The following is an 11,872-nucleotide window of genomic DNA, read 5'->3' on the forward strand; positions in this document are numbered from 1 at the left end:
CGTGCGCGATGAGCTGACGCGCCGGCTGCACCGGTGGCGCGCCACGGCCCTGCCGATCGTGCAGGCCGGGCTCGCCGCCGGGCTGTCGTGGCTGGTGGCGACGTCCGTCGTCGGCCACGCGCGCCCGTTCTTCGCGCCCATCGCCGCCGTCGTCTGCCTGGGGGTCTCGCTCGGGCAGCGGCTGCGGCGGGTGGTGGAGCTGGTGGTCGGGGTGGCCGTCGGGGTGGGTGTGGGCGACGTCCTCATCGCGCTCATCGGCTCCGGCCCGTGGCAGATCGCGCTGGTGGTCGCGCTGGCCATGTCCGCGGCGGTGCTGCTGGACGGTGGCGCGGTGATCGCGCTCCAGTCCGGTTCGTCGGCGGTGCTGGTGGCGACGTTGCTGCCGCCGAGCGCGGGCGGCGGGCTGGACCGCATGGTGGACGCCCTGGTCGGCGGCCTGGTGGGGCTGGCGGTGGCGGCGTTGTTGCCGGCGAACCCGCTGACCGTCGCGCACCGCCAGGGCAAGGTGGTGTTCGGCGAGCTGACCGCCGCGTTGCGCGGGATGGCCACCGCGGTCGCCGAGCGGGACACCGTCGCGGCGGCGGGTGTGTTGGCCCGGTTGCGCGGCAGCCAGGCGGCGTTGGACGAGTACACCACCGCGCTGCGCACCGGCGGCGAGATCGCCGCCATCGCGCCCATCCGGTGGCGGCGGCGCGATGAGCTGGGGCGCTACCAGGCGACCGCCGCACCCATCGACTACGCCCTGCGCAACACCCGCGTGCTGGCCCGCCGGGCGCTGGCCGGGCTGCGGGACGGCGAGCGGATGCCCGACAACCTGCCCGAGGTGCTGCGGCAGTACGCGGGCGCGGTGGACCTGTTGCGCGCCGAACTGGCACGTGGCGACGAGCCGATCGGAGCACGTGCCGCGGTGCGGGACGCGTCGGCGGTGGCCACGACGCACCAGCTCGGCGGGGAGGGCTTCTCCACGCGGGTGGTGCTCGCGCAGGTCCGCTCGGTGGCCGTCGACCTGTTGCAGGCCACCGGCCTGAACCGCGCCGAAGCAGCCGAGTCGCTGCCGCCGCTGACGCGCAAGGACGGCAACGGCACCGGAGGGGGCGCGAAGGCCGGCGCGGCAGCGGTCGGCGACGCGGCGGGACCGGGCGCGGGGAGACCCGACGACGCAGGCCCGAGCGAGGCGGGCCCCGAACCCGGTGAAGGCGGGGCCGCCCAGTGACGCGCGACTAGCCGAGAGGGCGGTGGAGCACGCCGTGCAGCACCTGGTGCACGGCGGCGTGGTCGCGGGGATCGGCGACCCGGCACGCGGCGCCCGTGACGGCGTACCACTCCTCCGCCCCCTCGTAACGCACCTTCGCCCGCAGCACCCCGCCGACCAGCGACGTGCGCAGCTCCAGGTCACCCGTGACGACGCCGACCTCGTCGGTCATCACGCCCCCGGGTCCGGCGACCAGCGGTGACGAGTAGTCGGCCATCAGCACCTCCCGAGCATCGACTGCAACGCGGACTTCTCCGCGGCGTCCGCGGTCAAACCCCACCGGTACTTCGTCCGCACCCACATCTTGGCGTAAGTGCACCAGTACGAGGTCAGCGGCGGCTTCCAGGAGGCCGGGTCCTGGTCGCCCTTCGCCTGGTTGACGTTGTCCGTCACGGCGATGAGCTGCGGCCCGCCCAGGTCGTTGGCGAACGACTCCCGCCGCGCCGTGCCCCAGGCCGCCGCCCCGGAACGCCACGCCTCGGCCAGCGGCACGACGTGGTCGATGTCCACGTCGGACGCGGCGCGCCAGGTGGCGCCGTCGTACGGGCTGTACCAGCTACCGGACGTGGCGGCGCAGCTCGAATCGGTCACGACGTTCGTCCCGTCCCGCTTGAGCACCGTCTCCCGCGTGTTGCAGGCGCCCGACACGGTGGACCAGTGCGGGAACTTGTCCCGCGAGTAACCGGTCATCGAGCCCTCGCCGGCGACCGCCAGCGCCGCGAGTTCGGCCTGCGCGGTGGCGGTGCCGGGGATGCCGGGCGGGGTGGCCGCGGCGGACGTGGCGAGGCCGAGGACGAGCGCACCGGCGAGGAGGGAGGACGACGCGGCTTTGACGACCGATAACATGATTCCGACCTTCCTGGTGGGAAGCTGTCGGATTCACCTTGGGTCAATTTTCCGGCCATGACAATGCCGCCGGGTGTCACCTCCGTGGCGATTGCGCGAACCCTTTGTCACTGCAATCCACGAACCAGGCGAAGATCCTCCGTGTGGCGGTACCAGGTCCATTTGTTCATCGGGCGCGGGTGCGCGAAACCATCGATGCGCACCTCCACGGGCAGGCAGCCGAGCTGGAACGCGCGGCCCTCCGTGGTGCGCGACTTCGTCATGAACAGCCTCTTGTGGACCACGCTCACCAGCAGGCCGAGCCCGTTGTCCGGATCGGGCGTCACGTCGATCCGGCTCGCCTGACCCCGCAGCACCACCGTGTCGTCCGCGTACCCGACCCCGCGCACCGGCCCGAGGGAACCCCGGCCGAGCAGCACGCCACCCACGTCGTCCCGCACCAGTGAAACCCGGTCGGGGTCGCCCGACAGGGCGAGGTCCACCGCCCGACCGGCGTCGGTCGGGATGCCCCACAGGGCCGCGGCGGCGGAGTCGGGGTCCACCGGCACGTACCCCACGGCGACGTCGGCCAGCCGCTCGGTGCGCAGCAGCCGCAGCACCACGGCGTTGAGGTCCGCGTCCGTGCCGTGCACGATGAGACGTCCGTCACCAAGATCCGCGAAAACCGGGTCCACCTCGGCTTTTCCGGGTCGGGAGGGCACCTCCCGCACCTCAATCCGGTCACCGTCCGTGATCAACGGCGACTGCGAGTTTCCGCAGGCCAACACGATTCCGCGCACGTTCATCTCCTGGTCTACCCTCAACCACCGGCAAGTGACGGCCCAGCCGTCGTAAGCTCCGCTCTTACCCGTCGAACCGTTGGAGTTTCACATGCCGGCCGTAGTGCTGATCGGCGCCCAGTGGGGCGACGAGGGCAAGGGCAAGGCCACCGACCTGCTCGGTGAGCGCGTCCAGTGGGTCGTCCGCTACCAGGGTGGCAACAACGCCGGGCACACCGTCGTGCTGCCCGACGGCAAGAAGTTCGCCCTGCACCTCATCCCCTCCGGCATCCTCACGCCCGAGGTCACCAGCGTGATCGGCAACGGCGTCGTGGTCGACCCCGGCGTGCTGCTCGACGAGCTGTCCGGCCTGGAGCAGCAGGGCGTCGACACGTCCCGCCTGCTGATCTCCGCCGACGCGCACCTGATCATGCCCTACCACGTGGCCATCGATAAGGTCACCGAGCGCTACCTGGGCAAGGCCAAGATCGGCACCACGGGCCGCGGCATCGGGCCCTGCTACCAGGACAAGATCGCCCGCGTCGGCGTGCGCGCCCAGGACGTGCTGGACGAGAAGATCCTGCGGCAGAAGGTCGAGGCCGCCCTGGACTTCAAGAACCAGGTGCTGGTCAAGGTCTACAACCGCAAGGCGCTCGACCCCGAGCAGGTCGTGGACAGCGTGCTGGAGCACGGCGCGCGGTTCGCGTCCCGCATCGCCGACACCCGCCTGCTGCTCAACCAGGCGCTGGAGCGCGGCGAGACGGTCCTGCTGGAGGGCTCGCAGGGCACCCTGCTCGACGTCGACCACGGCACCTACCCGTTCGTCACGTCGTCCAACCCCACCTCGGGCGGCGCGAGCGCGGGTTCCGGCATCGGGCCGACCCGCATCACCACCGTCATCGGCATCCTCAAGGCGTACACCACGCGCGTCGGCTCCGGCCCGTTCCCGACCGAGCTGAACGACGACATGGGCGAGCACCTGCGCAAGACCGGCGGCGAGTTCGGCGTCACCACCGGGCGGTCCCGCCGCACCGGCTGGTTCGACGCGGTCATCGCCCGGTACGCGGCGCGGGTCAACGGCATCACCGACTTCTTCCTCACCAAGCTGGACGTGTTGTCCGGCCTGGAGAAGGTGCCGGTGTGCGTCGGCTACACGATCGACGGCGAGCGCGTCGACGAGATGCCGATGACGCAGACCGACGTGCACCACGCCGTGCCGGTGTACGAGGAGCTGCCCGGCTGGTTCGAGGACATCAGCCACTGCCGGACGTTCGAGGAGCTGCCCGCCAACGCGCGGTCGTACGTGGAGCACCTGGAGTCGATCTCCGGTGCGCGCATCTCGGCGATCGGCGTCGGCCCGGGCCGCGACGAGACGATCGTGCGCCACGACGTGCTGGCCTGATCCCCCTTCGACAAGTGCCTCCCCGCCCGACCAGCTCGGGAGGGGAGGCACTTTCAGCATCCGGGACGGTTACCGCCCGTCGTTGACTTCTCCCGCACCGCGCCGAAAACTCGGCTGCATGAGCGGCTGCGAGATCCTGGTGGCCCGCCTGCACGTCGACCTCGGGCGGCAGGCGAGCGCCATCTGTCGCACCCGCTGACGGACCCTCGTCCCCCGTCCGAGAACCGGTGTCCCCGGGAGAAATCGTGTCGATTTCCACCACGGGCGCCGTCGCGCGCCCGGAAACCGCCGCGGCGCCGCGTGGCGGCGCACCACCCGGCAGGCGACTGCCCGACCTCGCGCGGTGGCTGAGCCCGCTCGCCCTGGTCCTGCTGTGGCAGGCGGCGAGCGCCACCGGCGTGCTGCCGGAGGACAAGCTCGCGTCACCGGCGACCGTGCTTGTCACGGGCTGGTCGCTGGCGTTGGACGGCCAACTCGGCGACGCGTTGCTGGTGTCGTCGGGTCGGGTCGCCGCCGGATTCCTCGCCGGGGCCGCGATGGGCGGCGTGCTCGGGTTGGTGTCCGGTCTGTCGCGCTGGGGTGAGCGGCTGGTCGACCCGCCCGTGCAGATGCTGCGCACGCTGCCGCACCTCGGGTTGATCCCGTTGTTCATCCTGTGGTTCGGCATCGGCGAGGAGCCGAAGCTCGCGCTGGTCGCGGCCGGCGCGGCGTTCCCGCTCTACCTGAACCTGCACGCGGGCATCCGGCAGACCGACCCGGCGCTGCTGGAGGCCGCGCGGGTGCTGGGGTGCACGCGGTACGAGCGGATCGCGCACGTGGTGCTGCCGGCGGCGGTGCCGCAGGCGTTGGTGGGGCTGCGGATCGCGCTCGGCGCGGCGTGGCTGTCGCTGATCGTCGGCGAGCAGGTCAACGCCGACGCCGGGATCGGGTTCCTGATCAACAACGCCCGCGAGTTCCTGCGCACGGACGTCGTCGTGGTGGGGCTGCTGGTCTACGCGTTGCTGGGGTTGACCACGGACGCGCTGGTGCGGGCGGTGGAGCGGAGGGTGCTGCGGTGGCAGGCGCGGTGAGCGTGCGGGGTCTGGTCAAGGAGTTCCCGGTCGCGGTGGGCAGGAGGATCCGGCCCGGGGAGTGGCGGCGGGTGCTGGACGGGGTCGACCTGGAGATCGCGCCCGGCGAGTTCGTCGCGTTGCTCGGGCGGTCCGGGAGCGGGAAGTCCACGCTGCTGCGCGTCCTCGCCGGGTTGGACGCCGACGTGGCGGGTGGGTTCTCCGTGCCGCGGCGGGTGTCCGTGGCGTTCCAGCAGCCGCGGTTGCTGCCGTGGCGGCGGGTGTGGCGCAACGTGGTGCTGGGGCTGCGGGAAGTCGACGGGCGCGTGGTCGCGGAGCGCGCGTTGGCCGAGGTGCGGTTGGCGGAACGGGCCGACGCCTGGCCGCTGACGTTGTCCGGCGGTGAGGCGCAACGGGTTTCGCTGGCGCGGGCGTTGGTGCGCCGACCCGATCTCCTGCTGCTGGACGAGCCGTTCGGCGCGCTGGACGCGTTGACGCGGCTCGCGATGCACCGGCTGGTCGAGCAGTTGTGGCGGGAGCACCGGCCGACGGTGTTGCTCGTGACGCACGACGTGGACGAGGCGTTGCTGCTCGCGGATCGCGTGGTGGTGTTGGACGCGGGTCGGATCACGGCCTCGCACGTGGTCGACCTCGACCGGCCGCGTCGGCGGTCGTCCTTCGCGGATCTGCGTGTCGCGGTGCTGGCGGACCTGGGGGTGGACGATGCCGAAGCTGCGTGAAGCCGGTCTGGTGCTGGGGTTGGTGCTGGGGTTCGTCGCGGGTTGCGGTGCGGACGGGGCGGAGAGCGGCGCGTTGCGGATCGGGGACCAGAAGGGGAATTCGCGGACCCTGCTCGCGGCGGCCGGCCTGCTCGCCGATTTCCCCCACCGGGTCGAGTGGTCGACGTTCACCTCCGGACCACCGCTGCTGGAAGCCGCGTCCGCCGGCGCGATCGACGTGGGTGCTGTCGGGAACACGCCACCGATCTTCGCGGCGGCGGCCGATGCGAAGATCGCCGTCGTCCAGGCCGCCAAGGGCAGCGTCGAGGGCGACGCCGTCCTGGTGCCCGGCGATTCGCCGCTGCGGCGCGTCGAGGACCTGGCGGGTCGCGGCATCGCCGTGGCCAAGGGGAGTTCGGCGCACGGCCAACTGCTGACCACCCTCACCGGTGCCGGGCTCACCACCAGGGACGTGGAGCTGAACTTCCTCCAGCCGTCCGACGCCTACGCGGCGTTCCAGCAGAAGCGCGTCGACGCGTGGGCGGTGTGGGACCCGTACACGTCGCAGGCGTTGTTGGAAACGGGTGCGCGCGTCCTCGCCGACGGGCGGGGAAGCGGTGGGAGCGCCAGCGGGTACACGTTCTACGTGGCGGGGAGATCCGCCTTGGGCGACAACGGGAAAACACCCGCGATGCGGGAATTCCTGAGTCGCGTGGCCAAAGCGCAGCGGTGGGCCGACACGCACCGCGAGGAGTGGGCGAAGGCGTGGGCCGCGGAGACCGGGCTGAAGGTGGACGTGGCGCGGGCCGCCACGGCGCGCGGCCCGGACCTCCCGGTGCCCCTGGACGCCGAGGTCGTCGACGCCGAGCAGCGGCTGGCCGACGCGTTCACCGCCGACGGGACGTTGCCCGGTCGGGTCGACTTCGCGAAGTTCGTGGACACGCGCTTCCAAGACGCGCGCTTCGAAGGAGAGCAGTGATGAGCGTTGTGCTGCACTGGTTCCTGCCGACCTCCGGCGACGGGCGGACGGTGGTCGAGCGGTTCCACGCCAACCGCACCCTGGGCGGACCCGCGCCACGCGACCCCGACATCGACTACCTGGCGCAGGTCGCGGTCGCCGCCGAGCGCAACGGGTTCGCCGGCGTGCTCACCCCCACCGGGACGTGGTGCGAGGACGCGTGGCTCACCACCGCGGCGTTGATCGCGCGCACCGACCGGCTCAAGTTCCTGGTGGCGTTCCGGCCCGGCGCCATCTCGCCCACGCTCGCCGCCCAGATGGCGGCCACCTACCAGCGGATCTCCCGCGGCCGGCTGCTGCTCAACGTCGTCACCGGCGGCGACGCCGTCGAGCAGCGGCGGTTCGGCGACTGGCTCGACCACGACCAGCGGTACGCGCGCACCGACGAGTTCCTGCACGTGGTGCGGTCGGTGTGGGGAGGGCGGCCGGTCGACTTCACCGGAACGCACTACCGGGTCGCCGGCGCGACGCTCTCCGCGCCGCCGGACCCCGTGCCCGACGTGTACTTCGGCGGGTCGTCCGAAGCAGCGCTCCCGGTGGCCGCCCGGCACGCCGACGTGTACCTGACGTGGGGCGAGCCGCCGGCGCTGGTCGCCGAGAAGATCGCCCGCGTGCGGGCGCTGGCCGGTGACCGCGTCGTGCGGTTCGGCATCCGGCTGCACACCATCTCGCGGGACACCTCCGCCGAGGCGTGGCGGGAGGCGGAGAAGATGCTCGCGGCGCTCGACCCGGCGCAGGTGCGGCGCGCGCAGGAGCAGTTGCGCGCCAGCCAGTCCGTCGGGCAGCAGCGGATGCTCGCGCTGCACGGCGGTGACCTGTCGCGAGGGGTGCGCGGGTTGGAGGTGCACCCGGGGTTGTGGGCCGGTGTCGGTCTCGTGCGCGGTGGCGCGGGGACGGCGATGGTCGGCAGCCACGCCGAGGTGGCGGATCTCGTGGCGGAGTACCACTCGGTGGGCATCACGGAGTTCGTGTTGTCCGGGTACCCGCATCTGGAGGAGGCGTACTGGTTCGGGGAAGGGGTGCGGCCGGAGTTGGCGCGACGCGGCCTCCTGGGTGGGGAGGCCGCGTCGTCGCGGCAGGAGTTGGTGTCGTCGGGCTGAGCGCTTGCTACCGGCTCTCCACCGCCGTGTCCGGGTTGTCCGCGAACACGCCGTCCAACCCGGCGGCGAAGAACCGCGCGTACTCGTCGAACGCCCGGCCGTAGGCGGACGAGTCGGAGGACGTCCGGAAGTCCGCCGGGAGGAACGCGTTCTCGTTGCGGAACGTCCACGCGTGCACGACCAGCCCGCGCAGGTGCGCGTCCCGGACGAGGGAGGTGGGTGCCTGGAGGAAACCCTTGGCGTCACGCGGGATCACGAGGTCCTTGGCCGCGCCGACACCGGCGGCGTAGGTGCGGATCTCGCGGAGGCCGTCGGGCGTGACCAGATCGCGGTAGGTGCGCTTGTCGCCCGCCTTCACGAAGTCGTAGGGCGCGCCGGACGAGTTGACGAGCTGCACCAGCGGCACGCGCAGGTGCCTCTTGAGCGCCTTGAGGTTCGCGACCTCGAACGACTGCACGTACACGCGGGCGCCCCGGTGGTTGAGGCCGTTGCGGTTGAGCACGTCGACCAGCTTCGGCTCCAGCGCGAGCCCGGCGTCCTGGAAGTACGTGGGGTGCTTGGTCTCCGGGTAGATGCCGATGTCGCGGCGCAGCTCGCGGGACAGGCGGCGGGAGAGGTCGATGACCTCCTGGAGCGTGGGGATCTCGTAGCGGCCGTTGTAGAGCGTGTTGCGCGGGCGGGTGTCGGGGATGCGCTCGGTGGCGCGCAACGTCTTCAGCTCGGCGAGCGTGAAGTCCTCGGTGAACCAGCCGGTGACGGCGACCCCGTCGATCGTCTTGGTGGCCTTGCGGGACGCGAACTCCGGCTTCGCGGCGACGTCCGTCGTGCCACCGATCTCGTTCTCGTGCCGCGCGACCAGTTGGCCGTCCTTTGTGGACACCAGGTCCGGCTCGATGTAATCCGCGCCCATGCGCGCGGCCAGTTCGTACGCGGCGAGCGTGTGCTCCGGCCGGTAACCGGACGCCCCGCGGTGACCGATGACGATCGGGCCGTCGGGCCGGTGCGCCGCGGTGGTGTCGCGGTCGCCGAGCGCGGACGTCGGGGGCAGGGTCACCGCCCCGGCCACCGCCAGCGCTGCCAGCGCCGCCCAGGCGATCCTCGTGCGGGCCATCGGCCGACCTCCCTGCTGATCTGCGGAACGGACGCGCGGCAGCCTGGTGGTGCGTCGCGAAATCGGCGTCACGGCGGGGTGAACGACGTCGCATGGGCAGGTGAACTGCTCCCTACTCGCGACTGATGGCCGCCTCCTCCAGGTCGAGTTCGCGGAGCACGCGGAACAACACCTCGTCGTCGATCCGCCCGCTGTCCCGGGCCTCCACGAACACCTGCCGCTCGGCGTCGAGCATGGTGCGCCGCAGGCGGCGGTACGAGGCGGCGGGGCTCTCGTCGTCCTGCCTGCCGAGGCGTTCCCACGCCGCGTTGCCCCGGTGCTGCGCGAGCATCCGGAGCCGCTCCACGACGTGGTCGGGGGTCTGGTCGCCCTCCTCGATCACCTCGTTCAAGCGGTCCACGGCCGCCTGCGCGGCGGCGTGCTGCACCTGCGCCTCGGCCAACGCGTCGGCCTGCTCCTCGTCGCCGTGGAACCCGAGCTTGCGGATCACGAACGGGAGCGTGAGACCTTGGATCAGCAGCGTGCCGACGGTGACCACGAACGCGCAGAAGACGATGACGTCCCGACCGGGCAGCTCCAGCGGCAGCGCGCTGGCGGCGGCGAGCGACACCACGCCGCGCATCCCGGCCCACGAGAGCACGGTGACCCCGCGCCAACCGGGCGCTCTCTCGCGCTCCCGGACGCGTCTGGAGAAGAAGCGCGGCAGGTAGGCGGCGGGGTACATCCAGGCGAAGCGGACGAGGATGGTGGCGACCAGGACGACGGCCGCGCCGGCGGCCAGGGCCGGGGTGATCTCCACGTCCGCGACGATGGTCTTGAGCTGGAGGCCGATCAGCGCGAAGACGAAGGACTCCAGGAGGACGTCCACCGAGCGCCAGACCGCGGTGTCCTGGAGGCGGGTGTAGTAGGAGCTTTTCGGGGCCTGGTGGCCGATGTAGAGGCCGGCGACCACCACCGCCAGGACGCCGGACGACTGGAGTTCCTCGGCGAACAGGTACGCCCCGAACGGGACCAGCATCCCCAGGGCGCTCTCCATGACGCCGTCGTGCATGACCGCCCGGATCTTGCACACGCCGACGCCGATGAGCAGCCCGATCACCACACCGCCGCCGGCCGCGATGGCGAACGTGCGCGTGCTGTCCAGCCACGTGGCCGTGGCGCCGAGGGCGGCGGCGATGGCGACCTTGTACGCGGTGAGCGCGGTCGCGTCGTTGATCAGGCTCTCGCCGGTGAGCAACGTCATCGTGCGCCTGGGGAGGTTGAGGCGGCGGCCGATCGCCACGGCGGCCACCGCGTCCGGCGGCGCCACGACCGCGCCCAGGACGAGGGCGGCGGTCAGCGGGAGGTCGGGGAGGAAGACGTGCGCGATCCAGCCGACGACGGCCGTCGTGGCCAGCACCAGCCCCACCGCGAGTAGCCCGATCGGGCGCATGTTCGCCCGGATGTTGTGGTAACTGCTGTCCAGGGCCGCCGAGTAGAGGAGCGGGGGGATGACCAGCACGAGGACCAGCTCGGGTTCCAGCTCGAACTCGGGCAGGCCGGGGATGAAGGACACCACGAGGCCCACCGCGACCAGCACCAGGGGCGCGGGTGCGGCCACCCGCCTGGCCGCCGCGGTGACCAGCAGGGCGCCCAGCAGGAGCAGGATCAGTTCCGGACCGTGCATGTCGCAATCTTGCGTGATGATGGCCCGCATGACCTGTCGTCACGTCGACGCGTTGCCCGACTCGGTGTCACCCGACACCGTCGAGGGATGCGCGGACTGCCTCGCCGTCGGGGAGCACAACTGGGCCCACCTGCGGATGTGCCTCACCTGCGGCCACGTCGCGTGCTGCGACTCCAGCCCGCGTCGGCACGCCACCGCCCACTACCACGCGGAGGGGCACCCGGTGATGCGCTCGTTCGAGCCGGGAGAGGAGTGGCGGTGGTGTTACGTGGACGTCCGGGTGGTGTGAGGTGTCGGACGCGCCGGCCTGGGCGCTGTGAGGTGTCGGGCGCGTCGGCCGGGTGGTCCTGGGGGCTGCCGCCCCACGAAACTTTCAGGGAGCCTGCCTGAAAGATAATTTTCAGGGAGGCTCCCTGAAAGATAGGGCGCCTGCCCGCCACCGTCTTCCCGTGCTGGCCGGGGGGCGCCCCGGAGGCTGCCGCCGCCCGGCGAAACTTTCAGGGAGCCTGCCTGATAGTTAAGGTCCCGCCCTCGCCACTGCCCCTCTGCGCTGGTGGGAGCGGTCCTGGGGGCTGTCGTCGCCCCGCGAAACTTTCAGGGAGCCTGCCTGATAGTCAGGGTCCTGGCCGACCGCCGACCGCCGTTCCCGCGCCGGAGGGGCCCGGAGGAGTGAGGACACCCCGGTCCTGTGCCGGCGGGGCGGGCCGCGGCTCCTGCTGGGGTTGTTGCCGGGTGAGAGCGCATTGGATTAAAAGCGTCCTCGCCGGACGGGCAGACCGCCAAGGAGAACTCGAAAAGCGCGTCGTGTTCTCCCCGTATGACCTGGTCAAGACAACCACCCTCGTTCCCCGGGCGCAAACGAAAAGCGTGTTTGCGCCCGGGGAACGAGCGCGGTTCGCTGGCGCGCAGGCCATACGGGGAGAACACGACGAGGGCGGGGTGTGTGTGGGT

Annotated in this window: 13 protein-coding genes; 8 read left to right on the forward strand and 5 right to left on the reverse strand. The window is 72.0% G+C overall.

Annotated elements, in window-relative coordinates; genetic code table 11:
- The first annotated feature begins 1 nt into the window (after window position 1).
- Window positions 2-1,213 carry an FUSC family protein gene (locus tag KZQ38_RS00595; protein ID WP_308258182.1) on the forward strand — a complete coding sequence of 404 codons (1,212 nt, stop codon included), beginning with the start codon at window positions 2-4 and terminating at the stop codon, window positions 1,211-1,213.
- Window positions 1,214-1,220: 7 nt separating this feature from the next.
- On the opposite strand, the gene KZQ38_RS00600 is transcribed toward KZQ38_RS00595, so the two are convergent.
- The 3 genes from KZQ38_RS00600 to KZQ38_RS00610 all read right to left on the reverse strand — a co-directional run bounded on the left by KZQ38_RS00600 (window position 1,221) and on the right by KZQ38_RS00610 (window position 2,883).
- Window positions 1,221-1,469 carry a hypothetical protein gene (locus KZQ38_RS00600; protein ID WP_219437287.1) on the reverse strand — a complete coding sequence of 83 codons (249 nt, stop codon included), beginning with the start codon at window positions 1,467-1,469 and terminating at the stop codon, window positions 1,221-1,223.
- The gene (locus tag KZQ38_RS00605) at window positions 1,469-2,098 is read right to left on the reverse strand and encodes an HNH endonuclease family protein (protein ID WP_219437290.1); all 630 of its coding nucleotides are present in this window, start codon (window positions 2,096-2,098) and stop codon (window positions 1,469-1,471) included. Before KZQ38_RS00605 ends, KZQ38_RS00600 begins: the two co-directional genes overlap by 1 nt.
- 107 nt (window positions 2,099-2,205) lie before the next feature.
- Entirely contained in the window at window positions 2,206-2,883 is a 678-nt protein-coding gene (locus tag KZQ38_RS00610; RefSeq protein WP_219437292.1) for a hypothetical protein, read from the reverse strand.
- An 85-nt stretch (window positions 2,884-2,968) separates the two neighbouring features.
- Here KZQ38_RS00610 and KZQ38_RS00615 point away from each other — a divergent pair, with 85 nt between their 5' ends.
- From KZQ38_RS00615 to KZQ38_RS00635, 6 genes are all read left to right on the forward strand, one after another.
- Entirely contained in the window at window positions 2,969-4,258 is a 1,290-nt protein-coding gene (locus KZQ38_RS00615) for an adenylosuccinate synthase (RefSeq protein ID WP_219437294.1), read from the forward strand.
- An 82-nt stretch (window positions 4,259-4,340) separates the two neighbouring features.
- Window positions 4,341-4,457, forward strand: a complete 117-nt coding sequence (locus KZQ38_RS37425; protein WP_372452194.1) for a putative leader peptide — start codon at window positions 4,341-4,343, stop codon at window positions 4,455-4,457.
- Window positions 4,458-4,503: 46 nt separating this feature from the next.
- Window positions 4,504-5,328: an ABC transporter permease gene (locus tag KZQ38_RS00620; RefSeq protein WP_219437296.1), complete on the forward strand. Its 825-nt coding sequence runs from the start codon at window positions 4,504-4,506 to the stop codon at window positions 5,326-5,328.
- The gene (locus tag KZQ38_RS00625; RefSeq protein ID WP_219437298.1) at window positions 5,313-6,047 is read left to right on the forward strand and encodes an ABC transporter ATP-binding protein; all 735 of its coding nucleotides are present in this window, start codon (window positions 5,313-5,315) and stop codon (window positions 6,045-6,047) included. Before KZQ38_RS00620 ends, KZQ38_RS00625 begins: the two co-directional genes overlap by 16 nt.
- Complete coding sequence (locus KZQ38_RS00630) at window positions 6,031-7,005, forward strand: aliphatic sulfonate ABC transporter substrate-binding protein (protein WP_219437300.1); 975 nt, start codon at window positions 6,031-6,033, stop codon at window positions 7,003-7,005. Before KZQ38_RS00625 ends, KZQ38_RS00630 begins: the two co-directional genes overlap by 17 nt.
- Window positions 7,005-8,144 (forward strand): LLM class flavin-dependent oxidoreductase, encoded by a 1,140-nt coding sequence (locus tag KZQ38_RS00635; RefSeq protein ID WP_219437302.1) that lies wholly within the window; start codon window positions 7,005-7,007, stop codon window positions 8,142-8,144. Before KZQ38_RS00630 ends, KZQ38_RS00635 begins: the two co-directional genes overlap by 1 nt.
- A 7-nt stretch (window positions 8,145-8,151) precedes the next feature.
- Here the strand turns inward: KZQ38_RS00635 and KZQ38_RS00640 are convergent, their stop codons facing one another.
- Window positions 8,152-9,255 (reverse strand): glycerophosphodiester phosphodiesterase, encoded by a 1,104-nt coding sequence (locus KZQ38_RS00640; protein WP_219437304.1) that lies wholly within the window; start codon window positions 9,253-9,255, stop codon window positions 8,152-8,154.
- A gap of 112 nt (window positions 9,256-9,367) precedes the next feature.
- The gene (locus KZQ38_RS00645; protein ID WP_219437306.1) at window positions 9,368-10,921 is read right to left on the reverse strand and encodes a Na+/H+ antiporter; all 1,554 of its coding nucleotides are present in this window, start codon (window positions 10,919-10,921) and stop codon (window positions 9,368-9,370) included.
- 28 nt (window positions 10,922-10,949) lie between these two features.
- Between KZQ38_RS00645 and KZQ38_RS00650 the strand changes: the two genes are divergently transcribed.
- Complete coding sequence (locus tag KZQ38_RS00650) at window positions 10,950-11,210, forward strand: UBP-type zinc finger domain-containing protein (RefSeq protein WP_219437308.1); 261 nt, start codon at window positions 10,950-10,952, stop codon at window positions 11,208-11,210.
- Window positions 11,211-11,872: the final 662 nt, after the last annotated feature.

The organism is Saccharothrix obliqua (assembly GCF_019375475.1).
In the GTDB taxonomy this organism is placed as follows: Bacteria; Actinomycetota; Actinomycetes; order Mycobacteriales; family Pseudonocardiaceae; genus Actinosynnema; species Actinosynnema obliqua.